This window comes from Streptomyces sp. NPDC002088 (genome assembly GCF_040296605.1).
Taxonomy (GTDB): domain Bacteria; phylum Actinomycetota; class Actinomycetes; order Streptomycetales; family Streptomycetaceae; genus Streptomyces.
The window spans coordinates 41,806-61,284 of record NZ_JBEOXO010000026.1; the positions used below are offsets into that span (position 1 = coordinate 41,806).

The 19,479-nt window shown below is 69.1% G+C and carries 15 protein-coding genes and 1 pseudogene; 1 reads left to right on the forward strand and 15 read right to left on the reverse strand.

All coding sequences use genetic code 11. From position 1 onward, the window contains the following. Positions 1-86: 86 nt before the first annotated feature. The 5 genes and pseudogenes from ABT114_RS39200 to ABT114_RS39220 form a co-directional block, all read right to left on the reverse strand. Entirely contained in the window at positions 87-2,579 is a 2,493-nt protein-coding gene (locus ABT114_RS39200; protein ID WP_502988470.1) for a hypothetical protein, read from the reverse strand. Positions 2,580-2,732: 153 nt separating this feature from the next. Beyond that, positions 2,733-3,143 (reverse strand): DUF6113 family protein, encoded by a 411-nt coding sequence (locus ABT114_RS39205; RefSeq protein ID WP_351148701.1) that lies wholly within the window; start codon positions 3,141-3,143, stop codon positions 2,733-2,735. Then, the gene (gene mshB / locus ABT114_RS39210) at positions 3,140-4,027 is read right to left on the reverse strand and encodes an N-acetyl-1-D-myo-inositol-2-amino-2-deoxy-alpha-D-glucopyranoside deacetylase (RefSeq protein WP_351148703.1); all 888 of its coding nucleotides are present in this window, start codon (positions 4,025-4,027) and stop codon (positions 3,140-3,142) included. Before mshB ends, ABT114_RS39205 begins: the two co-directional genes overlap by 4 nt. A 36-nt stretch (positions 4,028-4,063) precedes the next feature. Next, a pseudogene (locus ABT114_RS39215) lies at positions 4,064-4,510 on the reverse strand (helix-turn-helix domain-containing protein); the annotation flags it as partial. 34 nt (positions 4,511-4,544) lie between these two features. After that, complete coding sequence (locus tag ABT114_RS39220; protein WP_067236661.1) at positions 4,545-4,739, reverse strand: hypothetical protein; 195 nt, start codon at positions 4,737-4,739, stop codon at positions 4,545-4,547. A 175-nt stretch (positions 4,740-4,914) separates the two neighbouring features. Between ABT114_RS39220 and ABT114_RS39225 the strand changes: the two genes are divergently transcribed. Further along, positions 4,915-7,032, forward strand: coding sequence for a S9 family peptidase (locus ABT114_RS39225; RefSeq protein WP_351148706.1), 2,118 nt, complete (start codon positions 4,915-4,917; stop codon positions 7,030-7,032). A 245-nt stretch (positions 7,033-7,277) separates the two neighbouring features. Here the strand turns inward: ABT114_RS39225 and ABT114_RS39230 are convergent, their stop codons facing one another. The 10 genes from ABT114_RS39230 to ABT114_RS39275 all read right to left on the reverse strand — a co-directional run bounded on the left by ABT114_RS39230 (position 7,278) and on the right by ABT114_RS39275 (position 19,321). After that, positions 7,278-8,339: an ABC transporter ATP-binding protein gene (locus ABT114_RS39230; RefSeq protein WP_351148709.1), complete on the reverse strand. Its 1,062-nt coding sequence runs from the start codon at positions 8,337-8,339 to the stop codon at positions 7,278-7,280. Continuing rightward, a complete protein-coding gene (locus ABT114_RS39235) occupies positions 8,332-9,306 on the reverse strand; it encodes an ABC transporter ATP-binding protein (RefSeq protein WP_351148711.1) in 975 nt (324 codons plus the stop codon). The genes ABT114_RS39230 and ABT114_RS39235 overlap by 8 nt, the downstream gene beginning before the upstream one ends. Positions 9,307-9,313: 7 nt before the next feature. After that, positions 9,314-10,321 (reverse strand): ABC transporter permease, encoded by a 1,008-nt coding sequence (locus ABT114_RS39240; RefSeq protein ID WP_351148714.1) that lies wholly within the window; start codon positions 10,319-10,321, stop codon positions 9,314-9,316. Further along, positions 10,314-11,237, reverse strand: a complete 924-nt coding sequence (locus tag ABT114_RS39245) for an ABC transporter permease (RefSeq protein ID WP_351148717.1) — start codon at positions 11,235-11,237, stop codon at positions 10,314-10,316. The genes ABT114_RS39240 and ABT114_RS39245 overlap by 8 nt, the downstream gene beginning before the upstream one ends. Before the next feature lie 6 nt (positions 11,238-11,243). Continuing rightward, complete coding sequence (locus ABT114_RS39250; protein WP_351148720.1) at positions 11,244-12,863, reverse strand: peptide ABC transporter substrate-binding protein; 1,620 nt, start codon at positions 12,861-12,863, stop codon at positions 11,244-11,246. Positions 12,864-13,078: 215 nt separating this feature from the next. Continuing rightward, positions 13,079-14,200, reverse strand: coding sequence for an ABC transporter ATP-binding protein (locus ABT114_RS39255; protein WP_351148722.1), 1,122 nt, complete (start codon positions 14,198-14,200; stop codon positions 13,079-13,081). A 13-nt stretch (positions 14,201-14,213) separates the two neighbouring features. After that, positions 14,214-15,275, reverse strand: coding sequence for an ABC transporter ATP-binding protein (locus ABT114_RS39260; RefSeq protein ID WP_351148725.1), 1,062 nt, complete (start codon positions 15,273-15,275; stop codon positions 14,214-14,216). 15 nt (positions 15,276-15,290) lie between these two features. After that, positions 15,291-16,268, reverse strand: coding sequence for an ABC transporter permease (locus tag ABT114_RS39265; protein WP_351148728.1), 978 nt, complete (start codon positions 16,266-16,268; stop codon positions 15,291-15,293). A 98-nt stretch (positions 16,269-16,366) separates the two neighbouring features. Further along, entirely contained in the window at positions 16,367-18,172 is a 1,806-nt protein-coding gene (locus ABT114_RS39270) for an ABC transporter substrate-binding protein (RefSeq protein WP_351148730.1), read from the reverse strand. A gap of 102 nt (positions 18,173-18,274) precedes the next feature. After that, positions 18,275-19,321 carry an ABC transporter permease gene (locus ABT114_RS39275; protein WP_351148733.1) on the reverse strand — a complete coding sequence of 349 codons (1,047 nt, stop codon included), beginning with the start codon at positions 19,319-19,321 and terminating at the stop codon, positions 18,275-18,277. Positions 19,322-19,479: the final 158 nt, after the last annotated feature.

Consider the following 19,479-nt stretch of genomic DNA (forward strand, 5'->3'; position numbering starts at 1 on the left):
TGGCCGGATACGGCCAGGGGCACCCGGCGGTGACGTACCGGACCGGGTGCCCCTCGTGTGCCGTGGTGTCCAGGACCTGTCCGGCCCTAGCTGGGGTTCGTGTCGATGGTGGCGACACGGTTGGTGGTGCTGGTCAGGGCCGGGCGCAGGGCGCTGATCACGTCCTGGACCGTGACGGCGGTCTTCTGGCCGGTACCGCGGGTGATGAGTACGCCGTCGAAGGTGTGGCCGTAGAGCTCCTTGAGCGCGGCCTCGTTGTAGCTTTCGACGAGCTTGCCGTCGACGGCCTTCACTTCGAGGAACTTCCACAGGGAGTTCTGCGGGCTGAAGGCGATCGAGTGCGCGGCGTCCGTCTGGACGGTGACCTTGCCGGACATCGCCGGCTCGGCGAATTTCTTCATCATCCGGTCGACTTCGGCGTTCGAGACCGTCGGCTGCTTGGTGGCCGTCGGGACCTTCACGGTGGTGGGCGTCCCGGTCTCCACCTGGGTGCGGAAGGCCTGTTCGACCGCGGTCTTCGACTGGGCCACGTCGATGCCCTTGCCCGTCTTGCCGTACACGGCGACGGCCTTGCCGGACTGGAACTTGATCGTGCCGTCGCTCGCCGAGCCGGAGCTGCCCGCGGCGCTCTCCAGGGCGGCCTGGAACTTCTCCTCGTCGACGTGTATCACCGGCTCGATGACGCGCTGCCGGCCGAAGAGCGAGCCGATCACGGAGACCGGGTTGTAGTCGCTCTGCGCGGCCGCGGCGACCGTGGCCTGCTCTTCGAACTGGAGCCCGGCCTGGTCCGGCTTGAGCGTGACGGTGTCGCCGTCGACCGACAGCTTCAGCTGCTGGTCGACACGCTTGCCGAAGGCGTCGTCGAGCTTCTTGACGGCCTCGTCGCGCGTACCGCCGCCGATGTCGACGCCGAGCACGGTGGTGCCCTGGGGCACGTCGGAGTGGTTCATCAGCAGACCCGCACCGTAGGCGCCGGCCGCGACGACGACTACGAGGCTGCCGAGCAGGACCAGCTTGCTGCGGCCCTTCTTCTTCCGGGGCGCGGCCGCTGGCACGTTCTGCGCGGCCGGCTCGGGCAGCTTCGGGGGCGTGTGCGGCAGCGGCCCGTCGGGGTGTGAGCCCGATCCGAACGGCGCGCCCTGGATGCCGGGGGGGACGACGGGGATGCCGCTGGTGACGGTGTGCCCGGAGACGTTGTCCATGCGGCCGCCGTAGCCGCCGGCGCCGGGTTCGGGGGCCGGCTTCTGCGGGGTGAGGATCGCGGTGTCGTCACTCAGACCGCCACCACCGCCTGCGGCGACGGGGCCATGAGCGGAGGCCGTGCCGGGACCGCCGGGACCGCCGGGACCGCCAGGTCCACCGGGACCACCAGGTCCACCGGGACCGCCAGGGCCACCGGGACCGCCAGGGCCACCGAGGCCGCCAGGGCCACCAGGGCCGCGGCCACGCGGTCCGCCGGGCACGCCGGGCACACCGAATGCCTCGGGGCCGCTGAATGCCTCTGGGGTGCCAGGAGCACCGGGAGCACCAGGACCGCCAGGAGCACCGGAAGCGCCGGGAACACGACGAACACCGAGACCACCGGAGCCACCAGGGCCACCAGGGCCACCAGGGCCACCAGGGCCACTCGGACTACCAGGGACGCCGAATCCGTTAGTCCCGGAACCGCCCGGGCCACCCGGCCTCCCGCCCATCGGAGGTGCCAGCGGGCCGTCGCCGGTGACCGGGCCGCCGGTCGGGCCGGAGGGGCCCTGAGAGCCGCCCTGGCCGCCGGGGCCGATCGGCGGGCCGCCGTAGCCGCCCTGGCTGCCGTGGCCGCCCTGACTGTTCTGGCCACCTTGGCCGTTCTCCGCGAAGTACGGCAGGTCGTCGCGGCGGGGCTCGCCGGAGCCGGGGCGCGAGCCGTTGCCCAGCGGACCTGCCGCCAGCGCCTCGGTCACGTCGAAGGAACCGGTGCCGCCGCCGTGGCCGGGCGCGACGGGGCCGCCGGTGGCACCCGGCAGTCCGGCGCCGTTCGTACCGCCGGGGCGGGAGCCGCCGGGGGCGCTCATGGAACCGACCACCCCGCCGGGACGGCCGCCGGTCGGCCGCGCACCCGCGGAAGCGCCGGCACCGGCACCGGCACCCGCCGCCGAACCGCCGGGCATGCCCGCGCCGTTGGTGGAGCCGCTGCCCTGTCCGCCCTTGCTCGTTCCACCCCTGCGGGGGGCGAACCAGTCGCTCGTCTTCTCCTCGGCCGTGCCCGCGGGCTCGGCGGGCGGTTCGACGGTCCCGGCGGACGGGGCGGCGCCGGCCGGCTGCGCGTCGGCGCCGGTGTCGTCGCCCGCGCCGCCCTCGGTGTCCCCGACGGGCGTGCGTACGACGACCGGCGGAATCGGCCGTGACCCAGGGATGTTGATCCGGATCCGGGTCGTCAGCGTGGTCTCGGTCTTGCGTTCCTCCGGTTGGGCGGCCGAACGGCCCGCGTCCGTACCGCCGTCGGAAACCATGGGGGTCCCGTACGGCGGCGTGCCCGAGGGGTATGCGGCTCCGCCGCGCCCGTCGGGCCCGGAGGACGGAGTGTCAGTTTCACGACTCAAGGCAGGTTCTCCCGGTTGGCTCCGCCGCCCGCACAACCTCACGGGCGGCTCGGCGGCGCGCACCACCATACTGGCCACTTCTGGCGTGTATCCCACGACCGTCGGGGAAACCCACACGGCACGTACACGCGCGCCGCACGGCGAAGTGGTACGTCACTTGCCAAGTCGGACGCGGTCTCCGTCCGGTTGCCGCCCCCGGCCAAGGGTGGCGCAGATCACAGCCAGAGCCATGCCGCCGAGCAGGAAGAGATAGGAGCCGCCTCCCGCGCCGAACAGGAAGTCCCCTTCGGGCCGGCTTGCGGTGAGGAAGACGACGGTCACCATCCAGCCCGCGGCGGGCGCGACGGCCCCGCCCCGGCTGCCCGTGGCGCGGGCTCCGCCGAGGAAGAGCCCGGCCGCGCCTGCGAGCGCGAGCAGGAGTCCGCCCGGGAACCACCCGGCCTGCACCAGCGCCCCGGCCAGGGCGACCAGCACGCCGAGCAGGAAGAGCCCCAGATAGGCGAGGGCCCGCCCGGCGGAGGGGGGTCGCAGCGGCTGGGCGAGCATCGATCCGTGTTCCGTCATGACGCCTCCCCAGCCCCGGCGAAGAGATCCGTCTCCCGGACCGTCTGCCGGGCCTGCTCCCCCGCCGTCTCCCGCCCGCCGCGCACCAACTCGTAGTACTCGGTGCTGAAGAGCGGCTGCGCAAGCTCGTTGGAGAGCGCGAAGTACGGTCCTTCGGGGGCCACCTCGATCTGCGTGGCGTGCGCGCTCATCGCGGCGGCCTTCGCGGCCGCGTAGGCGGTGCCGTCGATCTCGGTGGTGATCCGCTCGTCGGCCACGACGCCCGGTACGTCGTCGATGGCGGCGGCCTTGGCATAGGGCAGGCCGGGCAGCTCGGCGCGGAGCCGGTCGAAGGCCTCCTCGGCGACGGGGCGCGGCACGCGGTTCCAGTAGACCTTGGGGATCGGCCGGCCGGCGTCGGCGGCGAGTTCGGCGGCGCGCATGGCTACGCGGTGGGCCTGGATGTGGTCGGGGTGGCCGTAGCCGCCGTTGTCGTCGTAGGTGACGAGGACCTGGGGGCGTACCTCGAGGATCACTTCGAGGAGGTGTGCGGCGGCTTCGTCGACGTCCGCCTGCCAGAAGGAGGCAGGGTCGTCGTTGTCGGGGAGGCCCATCATCCCGGAGTCCCGGTAGCGGCCGGGGCCGCCGAGCTGACGGAAGTCCTCGACGCCGAGCTCGCGCATCGCGGCGGTGAGCTCGCGCAGGCGGTGCTCGCCCAGGGCGGCGCCGGTCAGGTGCGCGAGCTCGGGCGGGATGACCTCGCCGAGCTCGCCGAGGGTGCAGGTGACCAGGGTCACCCGCGCGCCTTCGGCCGCGTACCTGGCCATGGTCGCGCCGTTGTTGATCGACTCGTCGTCCGGGTGCGCGTGCACCAGCAGCAGACGTCGGGCGGGTGGTTCCGTCATGGGTTCACCCTACGAGGTGCTCCGCTCCTTGCAGCGTGGAAGGTTCCTCGTCGGGCTTCGTCCAGGAGATGCGCCGACCTCGCGCTCCAGCCAGGCGGCGACGCCGGGAGCGAGATGGGTCGTGTCGCACGCGGAGAGGAGCAGGCGGGGGTCGCGGCGGCGGTGGTCCGCCAGGAGGTCGGTAGCCGCCTGGAGAAGGGCGGGTGCCGGGCAGGCGGGCTGCGGTACGGCGGGGAGGGGCTTGCGGGGTGCGCGCTTCTTCGGGGCCGCCGCCGGTCGGGCCGGGGCGGAGCACTCGCCCTCGCCCTCGCCCTCGTCCTCACGGCGACGTCCGGGCTGGTTGCGGGAGACCGTGCGGGTGACGATGCGGCCGCCGGGGACGCGTTCGCGGGTGCGGCGCAGGTAGCCGTGGGCCTCCAGCTCGCGCAGTCCGGCGGCGATACGGTCCGCGCCCTCGGGGAAGCGAGCGGTGACGGCGCCGATGAGCTCGCCGCCGCCCCTGACACAACCCCCGGCGTCAGAACTTGATGCTGCCGATCATGCTCGCGACGCTCGTCGTCAGATCGCTGATCGTGGGCGCGACGGTGGAGGAGGCGAGGTAGAACCCGAGCAGGATGCAGACAACCGCGTGACCGCCCTTCAGGCCTGACTTCTTGACCAGCAAGAAGACGATGATCGCCAGCAGCACCACCGCCGAAATCGAGAGTGCCACGGCGGCTCACCTCCAAGGACCCGGGGATGTGGGGGGCAGAGCAGAGCAATTTGTAAATCCATACAACAGCCAGCAGGTTCATACCCACACAGCGCTAGCGATCATAACTATCCGTGCGTGCGCAAGCGTCGGCGCACTGCCGCACAAGGGGGCGCATGGCCAATATGGTCAGGGCATGACGACCGAGTCTGACTCCTTCCCCCGTCGGCACGCCCGCACCCAGCGCTTCACGCTCGGCGCGCCGCGTTCGTTCACCGTGGCTCCCGACGGTTCCCGTGTCGTGTTCCTGCGTTCCGGGTCCGGCACGGACCGGGCCAACTCCCTGTGGGTTCTTGATGTTCCGGACGGCGGGGAGCGGGTGGCGGCCGACCCGCGCGCCCTCCTGGGCGGAGCCTCGGAAGACCTCTCGCCCGAGGAGCGGGCCCGCCGCGAACGCAGCCGCGAGGGCGGTGCGGGCATCGTCGGCTACGCCACCGACACGGCCGTGGAACTGGCGTCCTTCGCCTTGTCCGGGCGCCTGTTCACGGCCGAACTGCGGGCCGGCACGGCACGTGAACTGCCCGTCCCCGGACCGGTGATCGACCCCCGCCCCGCCCCCGACGGGCGGCACGTCGCGTACGTCCACCAGGGCGCCCTGCGGGTGGTGGGCGCCGAGGGCGAGGGTGACCGCGCGCTCGCCGAACCCGAGTCGGCACCGGTTTCCTATGGATTGGCCGAGTTCATCGCGGCCGAGGAGATGGGGCGTTCACGGGGCTTCTGGTGGGCGCCGGAGTCGGACCGGCTGCTGGTCGCGCGGGTGGACGACACGCCGGTGCGGCGGTGGTGGATCTCGGACCCCGCACACCCGGAACGTGATCCACAACACGTCCCGTATCCGGCGGCCGGCACGGCCAACGCGGAGGTGCGGCTGTTCGTGATCGGGCTGGACGGGGCGCGCACGGAGGTTGTCTGGGATCGGGCGCGCTACCCGTATCTGGCGCGAGTGCACTGGTCAGAGGCGGGTGCGCCGCTCCTTCTGGTGCAGGCCCGGGACCAGCGCAGCCAGCTGTTCCTGGCGGTGGACCCGGACTCCGGGGCGACCCGGATGGTGCACGCGGACGAAGATCCAAAATGGCTGGAACTTTTCCCTGGGGTGCCGTGCTGGAGCCCGTCCGGACAACTGGTCCGGATCGCGGACGAGGGTGGCGCGCGGGTGCTGGCGGTCGGGGAACGGCCGCTGACGGGACCGCAGTTGCACCTGCGCGCGGTACTCGACGTCGCCGACGAGGACGTACTCGTCTCGGCGTCGGCAGGCGAGGCCGCGGCGGCCCCGGAGACCGGCGAGGTGCACGTCTACCGGGTGAACGAGCTCGGCCTGGAGCGCGTGTCGCAGGTACCCGGCGTGCACACGGCGGTGCGCGCCGGGGGCGTGACCGTTCTGGTCTCCGCCACGCTGGACCGGCCGGGGGCGCAGGTACAGGTGCTGCGTGGCGGGAAGCAGACGGCGACTGTCCCTTCGTATGCGGAAAATCCTGGTATGTCCCCGCGCGTGACGCTGATCGAGGGGGGCGCACGGCGAATCCCGTGCGCCGTGCTTATGCCTTCGGACTACCCCGGTGACACTCCCCTCCCGGTCCTCATGGACCCGTACGGTGGTCCGCACGGCCAGCGTGTGGCCGCCGCGCACAACGCGCACCTGACCTCGCAGTGGTTCGCCGACCAGGGGTTCGCGGTCGTGGTCGCCGACGGGCGGGGCATGCCGGGCCGCTCCCCCGCCTGGGAGAAGGCGGTTCACGGGGACTTCACCGTGTCGCTGGACGACCAGGTCGAGGCGCTCCAGGACCTCGCGAAGTCGTACCCGCTCGACCTGTCCCGGGTGGCGATCCGCGGCTGGTCGTTCGGCGGTTACCTGGCGGCCCTGGCCGTACTGCGCCGACCGGACGTCTTCCACGCGGGCATCGCGGGCGCGCCGGTCACGGACTGGCGCCTCTACGACACCCACTACACCGAGCGCTACCTGGGCACCCCGGACGCGGACCCCGACTCGTACGCGAAGAGCAACCTGGTCACGGACGGGGGCCTGTCCGCGGCCGCCGAGCCGCACCGCCCGCTGATGATCGTGCACGGCCTGGCCGACGACAACGTGGTGGTCGCGCACGCCCTGCGACTGTCCTCGGCCCTCCTGGCCGCCGGCCGCCCGCACGAGGTCCTGCCCCTGTCCGGCGTCACCCACATGACCCCACAGGAACAGGTCGCAGAGAACCTGCTGCTGCTTCAGGTGGACTTTCTACGGCGCGCCCTCAAGCTGGGCTGAGCGGTAACACTCCACAGAGCACCGCAACCATCGATTGAGGAACCACGACGAAGCACCAGCCAGGTCCGCGAGAGCGGCGCCGGCTCAGGCGCAAAAAGGGGCAACGGGCCGGGGCGACATGGCGCGCCCCGGCCCGTTTACGGCACCCGCACGGCCGTACGTTGTTCAGATTGACGCGTCCGTATATCGGAACCGGGTCGGCCAAGTTGCCTGCGTGTTAACGCGGTTGATGAGCTTTTGTATGGCTATGCCGTCCCGTCGGCGTGATCGTCCGGTGTCTCCTCGGGAGGTACGACCTGCTTCTCCTCCGCGAAGTGGCAGGCCGAGTCGTGCGCGGCCGGGCCGGCGGAGAGCCGGAAGTCGGCCGGGACCGCGAGGGCCGGCACCTCCAGGGTGCACCGTTCCTGGGCCTTCCAGCAGCGGGTGCGGAAGCGGCAGCCGGAGGGGATGTTCGTCGGGGACGGGACGTCGCCCGCCAGGATGATCCGCTCGCGGTGGTCCCGGGCCTCCGGGTCGGGGACCGGGACCGCGGAGAGCAGGGCCTGGGTGTAGGGGTGCGTGGGATGGTCGTAGATCTCGGCGTCCTTGCCGATCTCCACGATCCGGCCCAGGTACATCACCGCGACCCGGTCGGAGATGTGCCGCACGATCGACAGGTCGTGCGCGATGAAGAGGTAGGAGAGCTCGAACTCGTCCTGGAGCCTCTCCATCAGGTTGATGACCTGCGCCTGCACCGACACGTCCAGCGCGGAGACCGGCTCGTCGGCGACGATCACCTCGGGGCGCAGGGCCAACCCGCGGGCGATGCCGATGCGTTGGCGCTGGCCACCGGAGAACTGGTGGGGGTAGCGGTTGATGTACTCGGGGTTGAGGCCGACCACGTCCAGCAGTTCCTGGACCTTCCTGCGCCTCTCGCCCTTCGGGGCTGCCTCCGGGTGGATCTCGTACGGCTCCCCGATGATGTCGCCCACCGTCATCCGGGGGTTGAGGGAGGTGTAGGGGTCCTGGAAGACCATCTGGATGTTGCGCCGTACGGCCTTCAGGGCCTTCCCGGACAGCCGGGTGATGTCCTCGCCCTTGTACTTGATCGAGCCGGCCGTCGGCTTCTCCAGGTTGACCAGCATCCTGGCGACCGTCGACTTGCCGCAGCCGGACTCGCCGACGATACCGAGGGTCTCGCCGCGGTCCAGGGTGAAGTCGACGCCGTCGACGGCCTTCACCGCACCGACCTGCTTCTTGAACAGGATGCCCTGGGTGAGCGGGTAGTGCTTGACGAGCCCGCTGACCTCCAGAATCGGCTCAGCCATGCAGGCACTCCCGCCAGAAGTGGCAGGCGCTCACGCGGTCGGCGGAGACCTCGTACAGGGGTGGTACGTCGGTCCGGCACACGTCCTGGGCCATGGGGCAGCGGGGGTTGAAGGCGCAGCCCGGCGGGATGTTCATGAGGTTGGGCGGGAGGCCCTTGATGGCGTAGAGCTCCTGGCCCTTCTGGTCCAGGCGGGGGATGGAGTCCAGCAGGCCCCGGGTGTAGGGGTGGGCGGGCGCCTTGTAGATGTCGTGGACCGGGGCCTGCTCCACGATCCGGCCGGCGTACATGACGGCGATCCGGTCCGCGACGTCCGCGACCACGCCCAGGTCGTGGGTGATCAGGATCAGCCCCATGTTGTACTCGCGCTGCAACTCGGCGAGCAGGTCCATGACCTGGGCCTGGACGGTGACGTCGAGGGCGGTGGTGGGCTCGTCGGCGATGATGAGGGCCGGTTCGAGGGCCAGCGCCATCGCGATCATGATGCGCTGGCGCATGCCGCCGGAGAACTGGTGGGGGTACTGCCGCACCCGTTCCCTGGCGGCCGGGATGCGGACGCGGTCCATCAGCTCGACGGCCTTCGCCCGCGCGTCCTTCCGCGACATGCCGCGGTGCACGACGAACATCTCGCCGAGCTGGTCGCCCACGGAGAGCACGGGGTTCAGGGAGGACAGCGCGTCCTGGAAGATCATCGCCATCTCGGCGCCTCGGACCTTGCGCCGCTCGTCCTCCTTCAGCGTCAGCAGGTCCCTGTCCTGGAAGAGGATCTCGCCGCCGGTGATCCGTCCGGGCGGCATGTCGAGGATGCCCATGATCGCCTGGGCGGTGACCGACTTCCCGGAGCCGGACTCGCCGAGCACGGCGAGGGTCTCGCCCGCGTCGACGCCGTAGCTGACGCCGTTGACGGCCTTGGCGATCCCGTCCCTGGTCCGGAACTCCACGTGCAGGTCACGCACTTCGAGCAGCATGACGCCGTCACCTCAGCTTCGGGTCGAGGGCGTCGCGCACCGCGTCGCCGAGCATGATGAAGGCCAGGACGGTGAGCGCCAGTGCGCCGGAGGGCCACAGCAGCGCGTGCGGGGCGTTGCGGATGAAAGGGGAGGCGGCGGAGATGTCGATCCCCCAGGACACGCTGGGCGGCTTCAGGCCGACGCCGAGGTACGACAGGGTCGCCTCCAGCGCGATGTAGGTGCCGAGTGCGATGGTCGCCACGACGATCACCGGTGCGACCGCGTTGGGCGTGATGTGCCGCAGCAGGAGCCGGGAGTTGGAGGCGCCCAGGGCGCGGGCGGCCTGGACGTAGTCGTTCTGCTTGGCGGTGATGACGGAGCCGCGGGCGATGCGGGAGATCTGCGGCCAGCCGAGCAGCACCATGAAGCCGATGACCGGCCAGACGGTGTTGCTGGTGACCACGGACAGCAGGACCAGGCCGCCGAGGACGACCGGGATGGCGAAGAAGACGTCGGTGATCCGGGACAGGACCGAGTCCCAGATGCCGCCGAAGAACCCCGCGAGGCCGCCCAGGACGCTCCCGAGGAGCGCGACCCCGAGCGTGGCGCAGACGCCGACCGTGACGGACGTACGGGCGCCGTAGACGGTGCGCGTGTAGACGTTGCAGCCCTGGCCGTCGTAACCGAACGGGGCGCCGGGCTGGGAGCCCTCCTGGGCCTTGGCGAGGTCGCATTTCAGGGGGCTGCCGGAGGCGATCGCCGAGGGCCACAGGGAGATGAGGACGAGGAAGAGGATGACCAGCGTGGAGACGATGAAGACGGGGTTGCGGCGCAGGTCGCGCCAGGCGTCGGACCAGAGGGAGCGGGGTTTGCCGGCGGGGCCTGTGCCTTCCGGGCCTCCCGGAGCCCGTCCGCCGGAGGCGGCTGATGGATGCCGCTCCAACGTCGCGGCCTCGCTCGCGGCGAGGTCCATCGCGCCCCCCATGCCGGTGCCTGCGATCACGCCCTCCGGTTCGTACGACTGCTCAGGCATAGCGGATCCTCGGGTCGAGTACGGCGTACAGGAGGTCGACGAGCAGGTTGGCGACCAGGAAGACGAGGACGAGGACGGTCACGAAGCCGACGACGGTCTGGGTGTTCTGACGGAGGATGCCCTGGTACAGCTGGTAGCCGACGCCGTGGATGTTGAAGATCCGCTCCGTGACGATCGCGCCGCCCATCAGGGCGCCGATGTCGGTGCCGATGAAGGTGACCACGGGGATGAGGGAGTTGCGCAGCAGGTGCCGGGTGACGACGCGGCGCCTGGGCAGGCCCTTGGCGATCGCCGTACGGACGTAGTCGGACCGTTTGTTCTCCGCGATGGAGGTGCGGGTCAGCCGGGTGACGTAGGCCAGGGACACGGAGGCCAGCACCAGGCCCGGGACGATCAGCTCGCCGAAGCCGGCGTCCGGGGAGACGGAGGGTTTGATCCAGCCCCACTGGACGCCGAGCAGCAGCTGGAGCAGCAGGCCGGTGACAAAGGTGGGCACGGAGATCACGACGAGGGTGAGCAGAAGCACCCCGGTGTCGACGGGCCGGCCGCGGCGCAGGCCGGTGACGACGCCCAGGGTGATCCCGACGACGATCTCGAAGATGATCGCGACGATGGTCAGCCGGATGGTGACCGGGAACGCGGTCGACATCAGCTCGGTGACCGGCTGGCCGTTGAACGCCGTACCGAAGTCGCCGGTGAAGACGTTCCCCATGTAGGTCAGGTATTGCTGCCAGACCGGCTTGTCGAGGCCGAACTCCTTCTTCAGCTGGGCGGCCGTGGCGGGGTCGCACTGCCTCTCGCCGCACAGGCCCGCGATGGGGTCGCCCATCACGTTCACCATCAGGAAGATCAGCAGGGTGGCGCCGATGAACACCGGGATCATCTGGAGGAGGCGCCGGACGACGTAGCGTCCCATGGCGGCTCAGCCGACCTTGATCTCGTTGTAGACGGGGACGGAGAACGGGTTGAGCTTGACGTTCGACAGGCGGTCGGAGTAGCCGGCGCTGCCGTTCTGGTACCAGAGCGGGATGGCGGCCATGTTGTCCCGGACGACCTTCTCGGCGTCCTGGAAGGTGCTCACCGCCTTGGCGGTGTCGGTCTCGGCGTTGGCCTGGTCGACGAGCTTGTCGAACTGCGCGTTGGACCACTTGCCGTCGTTGGAGGAGGCGTTGGTGTAGTAGAGCGGCTGGAGGAAGTTCTGGATCAGCGGGTAGTCCATCTGCCAGCCGGCGCGGAACGGGCCGCTCATCTTCTTGGCGGTGATCTGGTTGCGGAAGTCGGCGAAGGTGCCGACCGGGTTGCCGGCGCAGGCCTTGTCGTTGCCGAGGGCGTTGTTGATGGAGTTGCAGACGGCGTCGACCCACTGCCGGTGCGAGCCCGTGTCCGCGTTGTACGTGATCCTGACCTGGCCGCCGGGGAGGCCGCCGCCCTCCTTGACCAGCTTCTTGGCCTCGGTGGGGTTGTAGTCGCAGGCGCCCCCGCACAGGCCTTCCTTGAAGCCGCCCTCCACGCCGAGCACGGGTGAGGTCCAGTCGGTGGCCGGGGTGCGGGTCTTGTGGAAGATCGTGTCCGTGATCTGGGCGCGGTTGATCGCCATGGACAGGCCCGTACGGACCTTCTCCATGCCGTCCTTGCCCCAGTTCTTGTCGTAGTACGGGAAGGCGAGGGTCTGGATGATGCCGGCCGGGGTGTTGATGTACCGGCCGCCGAGGTCGTTCTTGACGTTCTTGAGCTGGGCGGCGGGCACGTCGTCGACCAGGTCGAGGTTGCCGGCCAGCAGGTCGGTGTAGGCGGTGTTGCTGTCGGTGTAGACCTTGAGGGTGACCCCGCCGTTCTGGGCCTTGTCGTCACCGGGGTACGCATCCCACTTGGTCAGGGCCATCTGGGAGCCCTTGGTATAGGACTGGATGGCGTACGGGCCGTTGCCGACGGGCTTGCTCATCCAGGCCGCGTGGTCGCTGAAGAACGTCTTCGGGAGCGGGGCGTAGGCCGGGTAGCCGAGGGTGTCGGGGAAGGTCGAGAACTTCTGGCGGAGCTTGACGGTGAAGGTCTTGTCGTCGACGACCTTCAGACCGGAGAGCTTGTCGGCGCGCTGTTTGCCGCCGGCCGGGTGGACCTTGTCGTAGCCGTCGATGTAGCCGTAGAAGTACGCGTTCTTCTGGTTGTTCTTCAGGCTGGCGCCATAATTCCAGGCGTCCACGAAGGAGTGGGCCGTGATGGGTTCGCCGTTGCTGAACGTCCAGCCGTCCTTGATGGTGATGGTGAAGTTCTGGGAGTCCGAGGTGTCGATCTTCTCGGCGAGCATGTCCTCGGCCTTGCCCGTCTCCGAGTTGTACTTCTTCAGACCCCGGAAGATCATGTCGAGGACCTTGCCGCCCTGCACCTCGTTGGTGTTGGCCGGCTCCAGTGGGTTCTGTGGGTCTCCCCAGGAGGAACTGAGCACCGTGCCGGAGTCGCCGGCGGCCCCGCCTCCGCAGGCCGTCGCCGCGAGCGCTGCCGCCGCCGCGCATACGGCCCATGTGGCGTGCGTGGCTCCGCGCATGGAGTGCCTCCTCAGGAACGCGCATGACTGCGCTGTGCCGCCAGCGCCAAGACGCTGATCCTTTATCGGCCAATATCACCTCAAAAGGTGCATAACGCACACGCACTCACCCGTTTCGGGGGAGGATTGCTCCTCAACACCCGGCCGGACGCACGCGACCGGGGCGGGGGTGGCTTCACCCCCGCCCCGGTCGGCGGGCTACGCGTACCGCGGAGTCACTCCTGCTCGGCGGACTCCTCCAGCGCCTTCAGGGCCGGGTCGAGGATGACGTCCTCGTCGCGGGCCTCCGTGGTGGGGTCCTCCGGGAAGTGGCAGGCCGTCAGATGGCCGCCGCGGTTGCCGGAGATCTGGACCAGCGGGGGCTCCTCCGTGGCGCACTTGTCCTGCGCCTTCCAGCAGCGGGTGCGGAAGCGGCAGCCGGACGGCGGGTGGATCGGGGACGGGACGTCGCCGGAGAGGCGGATCCGCTCGCGGGACTCCGTCTCGTCGTCGATCTCGACCTCCGGCACCGCCGAGAGGAGAGCGTGCGTGTACGGGTGACGCGGGCGGTTGTAGATCGAGTCCCGGTCGCCGACCTCGACCACCTTGCCGAGGTACATGACCGCGACACGCTGCGAGAAGTGCCGGACGACGGCGAGGTCGTGGGCGATGAAGAGGAAGGCGATACCCAGCTCTTCCTGGACCTTCTTGAGCAGGTTCACCACCTGCGCCTGGATCGACACGTCCAGCGCGGAGACCGGCTCGTCCGCCACGATCAGCTTCGGGTTCAGGGCCAGCGCGCGGGCCACGCCGATGCGCTGGCGCTGACCGCCGGAGAACTCGTGCGGGAAGCGGTTGTAGTGCTCGGGGTTGAGGCCGACGAGCTCCAGGAGCTCGCGGACCTTCTTCTCCCGGCCGCCCTCCGGCTCGATCCCGTTGACCTCCATCGGCGACTTGATGATCGCGCCGACGGTCTGCCGCGGGTTCAGCGAGGAGTACGGGTCCTGGAAGATCATCTGGATCTCGGACCGCACCGGCGCCAGCTGACGGCGCGTGGCGTGCGTGATCTCCTGACCGGCGTACGTGATCTTGCCGGCGGTCGGCTCCAGCAGGCGGGTGATGAGCCGGCCCGTGGTCGACTTGCCGCAGCCGGACTCGCCGACCAGGCCGACGCTCTCGCCGACGCCGACCGTCAGGTCGACACCGTCGACGGCCTGCACCGCGCCGACTTTCCGTTTGATCGGGAAGCCGCCGTAGATCGGGAAGTGCTTCGTCAGGCCCTGGACCTCGAGCAGCGTCTCGGCGGACGAGACGTCGGCTGGGCCCTGCTGTGTCGGGAGGGTGAGGTTGTCGCTCATGTCTCGGTTCTCCCTAGCGCAGCCGGGGCTGGATCTTGTCGATGAAGATGGTCTGCTTCTGCTCGGCCGTCAGGTGGCACGCGGACGCGCGGCCCTCGCCCAGCGGCGGCCGGGAGTCGGTGCACAGCGTGCCCGGCACCTCGCTGCGGAAGACACACCGCGGGTGGAAAGGGCAGCCCGACGGCGGGTTGAGCAGCGAGGGCGGCGAGCCGGGGATCGGCGTGAGCGCCTCGTTGACGTCACTGTCCAGCCGCGGCATGGAGCTGAGCAGGCCCCAGGTGTAGGGGTGCCGCGGCTCCCGCATGACCTCGCGCACGCTGCCGCGCTCGACGGCCCGGCCCGCGTACATCACGAGCAGGTCATCGGCCATGCTGGAGATGACGCCGAGGTCGTGGGTGATGAAGACGATCGCGGAGCCGAACTCCTGCTGGAGGTCCTTGAGCAGGTCCAGGATCTGGGCCTGCACGGTGACGTCCAGTGCGGTGGTCGGCTCGTCGGCGATCAGCAGGTCGGGGTCGCACATCAGCGCCATGGCGATCATCGCGCGCTGGCGCATACCGCCGGAGAACTGGTGCGGGTAGTCGTCGAAACGCACCTTGGGCTGCGGGATGCCGACCTTCTCCAGCATCTGGATCGCCCGGTCCTTGGCCTCCTTCTTGGAGGCGCCGGTGTGCTTCATGAACGGCTCGGACAGCTGACGGCCCACCGTGTAGAACGGCGAGAGCGCGGTCAGCGGGTCCTGGAAGATCATCGCCATCTTGTTGCCGCGGAGCTGCTCCAGCTCCTTCTCCGTGGCCGTGACGAGTTCCTTGCCGTCGAGGACGATCTCGCCCTCGATCGTGGTGTTCCGCGGGTTGTGCAGACCCAGGATCGTCAGGTTGGTGACGGACTTGCCGGAGCCGGACTCGCCGACGATGCCCAGGGTCTTGCCGCGCTCGACGTCGAAGGAGAGGCCGTCGACCGCCTTGACGATGCCGTCCTCGGTGGAGAACTGCACCCTCAGATCGCGCACCGAGAGAAAGCTCTCCGGACCGGTCGGGGCCGGCGCGTCCTCGGTCTTGGTCAGTGTGGTCACGGTGGTTCGTTCTTCCTAGGAGAGCCGGACGCGCGGGTCGATGTAGGCGTACGCGATGTCGGTGAGGATGTTGAAGATCAGGATGAACAAGGCACCGAACAGCATGACGCCCATGGTCAGCGGGAGGTCCTTGTGGGACGCTCCGTCCACGGCGAGGCGGCCGATCCCCTGGAGGGAGAAGGTCAGCTCGGTCACGACGGCACCGCCGAGCATGCTGCTGATGTCGATGCCGAGCACGGTGACGATCGGGATCATCGCGCCGCGCCACGCGTAACGGAAGAACACGTACTTGCTGGACATGCCCTTGGCCCGGGCGGTACGCACGTGCTCCTCGGCGAGCTGCTCGATCATCGACGAACGCGCCATACGCGTGTACTGCGCGGTGAAGATGGTGGCCATCACGACGGTGGGCAACAGCATGCCGGTGAACCAGGCGACCGGGTCCTGGGTGATCGGGTGGTACGCGGGGTTGGCCATCCAGCCCGTGCTGTAGACGAAGATGATCAGCACGATCGGGCCGAGGAAGTAGATCTGGAACGAGCTGAGCACCATCGAGGCGCCCGTGGCGACCTTGTCGATCAGCTTGCCCCGCTTGTAGGCGGCGAGCATGCCCGCGCCGACACCGACGACGAGGAAGACGACCGCGCCACCGGCGGTGAGGGTCAGGGTGGTCGGGAAGCGGTCCAGGATCGTGGACCACACCTGGTCGCCCGAGTAGAACGACACCCCGAGGCACGGGGCGTTGCAGTGCCCGGTCGGGAAGTCACGGCCCAGCACGATGCCGGACATGAAGTCCCAGAACTGCTGGTGCAGCGGCAGGTTGAGACCGAGCGCCTGGCGGATGTCCTCCAGTCTCTGAGGAGAGCAGTCCTTGCCACAGGCCAGGGAGGCGTAGTCGGAGGGCGCGGCGACGAACAGGAAGAAGGTGGCGGCGCCGAGGAGGAACAAGGTGACGACGGCACCGACCGTGCGCCGGATTATGAACTGAAGCATGGCGGGAAGGCTGCTCTCTGCGGAGACGGTGGGAGGTTTCGCGGAAGTGCGGGGGCGCGCTCCGCCTGGTGCGCGCCCCCGCGATCAGCCGTAGAGAGTTACGACTTCAGGAACAGGCGGTTGATGTCGATGAGGCTGGACACCGAGCCGTAGCGGGCACCACCGATGTTGGAACCGGAGAGCTGGAACTGCTTGGTGTACCACAGCGGGGCCGCCGGAAGGACGTTCTCCAGCAGGTAGTGCTGCGCTTCCTTCCAGGTCTTCGCAGCCTCGGTCGGCTCCTGGGTCAGGGCCGTCTTGATGAGCTCCTTGACCTTCGCGTCCTTGACGTGCGAGTAGTTCGGCGAACCGTCGGCAACCTGGTTCGGGTCATAGACCGGCGTGATCACCGTGCCGGCCGACGGCCAGTCCTGGCCCCAACCGGTGATGTAGATGTCGTACGGGTTGTTGATCTTGCCGATCTGCTCGTAGTAGCTCGCGGAGTCGACCTCCTTGGAGACCACGTCGAAGCCGACCTTGGTCAGCGCGTCCTCGATGGCGACCTTGCGCTTCTGGCCGGCCTCGCTGTTGGAGTAGGCGAAGACGACCTTCTTCTCGGCGGCCGGGACGTCCTTGAGGATCTCCTTGGCCTTCGCGATGTTGCCCTGCGGCGTCTTCAGACGGCCGTACGGGTCGTACGTCGCCTCGTAGCCCGGCAGGGTCGGGGCGAAGTAGTTCGGGGCCACGTCGCCGCCGTAGGCGCCGCCCTCACCGGCGATGAGGGACTTGGAGTTGACGGCGTAGGTGATGGCCTCACGGACCTTCTTGTCCTTCACCCGGTCCAGGTTGAAGGACAGCTGCATGACGTAGGGCTGGTAGCCCTTGGTCGTGCGCTTGTTGACCGCGGCGTTGCCGATGACGTCCTGGATCTGCGTGGCCTCGACGGCACCGGTGAGCTGGATGGCGTTCTTGTCGTCACCCTGGTCGGCGATCAGACGCTTGGTCTGGGTCGACTCGGTGATGCCGAACTGGAAGTTGAAGCCGTCCGGGTACTGGTTGCGCACGGAGTCGGTCTTCGGGTCCCAGTTGGTGTTCTTGGTGAGCACCAGGGACTTGCCGACCTTGTACGAAGCGATCTTGTACGGACCGGTGGCGACGGGAGCCTTGTCGTAGCTCTCCTTCGTGTCCGTCTTCTCCGGGACGACGGCGTAGCCGGCCATGGCCAGCGTCTGCGGCAGGTCCGGGCGAGCGGTGTCGAAGTGGAAGATGACGGTCTTGTCGTCCGGGGTGTCCAGGACGGAGGCCGGCAGGTGCTTGCCGTCGAAGCCGCCGCCCGGCAGCAGCTTGCGGTAGTCGCTGGCGTACTTGTCGCCCGCGAGCCAGGTCTGCAGGTAGGGCGGGCCGTCGAAGATGAACTTCGCGAACTGGCGCTCGACGGTGTGGCGGACGTCGGCGGACGTGATCGCGCTGCCGTTCGAGTCCTTGATGCCGTCCTTCAGCGTGAAGGTCCAGGTCTTGCCGCCGTCGGAGGACTTGCCCGAGTCGGTGGCGAGGTCGCCCACGACCGAGACGTTGCCCTTGTCGTCCTCCTTGAACTGCGTCAGACGACGGAAGAGCAGGTTGGCGACCTGGCCGGCGTCGGAGACGTAGATCTGGCCCGGGTCGAGGTGGGACAGGCCCGCCTCCTGGTAGACCTGGATGGTGCCGCCGCTCTTGGCACCGGCGACCGCCGCGGCGGGGCCGGTGGAGCCGGCCGCGTCAGCGTAGGTGACCGCCTTCGACTGGGTCGACGCTTCCTTCTGGTCCTTCTTGGAGTCTGCTCCGGAACTGGTGCCCTTGTTCTCCGAGCATCCGGTGAGCGCGAGGGAAGCGGCCGCGACGGCGACCACGAGAGCGCGCGCTCTGGGTGAAGTGAACGACTTCATGTTGGCGTATGCACCTACCTGTCGGTTGTTATCCATGAGTACTGCCTGACGCGGCTGGTAGGCCGACGCGGGGGCGGCAGTCACCCCCCACCAATGGACGATCTACCGCCCGGACTTGGGGTCGAAGGCGTCCCGGACCGAGTCTCCGAGGAGGTTGAAGGCCAGGACGAAGATCACCAGCGCCATGCCCGGGAAGAAGATGAACGCCGGGTCCTGCTGGGCGTAGTCGGCGCCCGCGGCGAACAGTCGTCCCCAGTCAGGGGTCGGCTCGACGAAGCCGACACCCGCGAACGAGAGGAAGGCGATGGTGAGGATGGTGCTGGGCAGCTGGTACGTGAACTGCACCAGGATCGGCGTCACCACGTTCGGCAGGATCTCCTTGCGGACGATCCGCCCGGGCGAGGCACCGGAGACCTTGGCGGCCTCGACGAACTCCCGCTCACGCAGGGACAGCACGGTCGAGCGCACCAGGCGCGCCATGCCCATCCAGCCCAGCAGCCACAGCACGATCAGCATCGCCAGCGCGCGGAAGTAAGTGGGGGTCTCCTCACGCGGGTCCACGAAGAACGCGGTCACCACGGGCATGAAGGCGATGAAGAACAGCTGCTGCGGGAAGGACAGGAAGAAGTCCGTGACCCGGCCGATCCAGTAGTCCGTGCGGCCGCCGAAGTAGCCGCCGATCAGGCCGATGATGACGCCGGTGACCATCAGCAGGACGGTGACACCGAGAGCCATGAACAGCGAGGTCCGCATGCCGTACACCAGCATGGCGAACACGTCGCGTCCGTACTGCGGCTCGACACCGAACCAGTGCTCCCCGGAGAGCCCGCCGAACCAGCCCAGCGGAAGCCCGAACTCGTCCAGGACGGGCTTGTCCGCGTACGTCGGGTCCTGGCCGTACAGCGTGTACGGATTGGTCCCGCTCAGCTTGGTGAGCAGCGGCGACAACAGAGCGACGGCGAAGTAGAAAATCACTACCCCCGCGCAGATGACGCCGGTACGGTCACGCTTGAAGCGCTGCCACATCAACTGGCCGGGGGAACGACCCTCAAGCTTCTTCTCGCCCTTGACAGGCTCGGGCTTCGACTCGAGCTCGGGGTCCAAGGCGATCGACGGCCCGGAGCCCTCGGCCTTGGCTGGACTGGTCATGAGTGTTCTTCCCCCCGGGGGGTTGGAGAATTGAGCGCAGCACAGATACCGGCAGGTTCTGTGGTTTGGTGGAACTTTCGCCAAGGAGTTCAACGCGCGTCAAGGGCGGAAGACGTAGGGATCTCCCTATCGTCAATATTTTGAGCAAAAATTGCGAC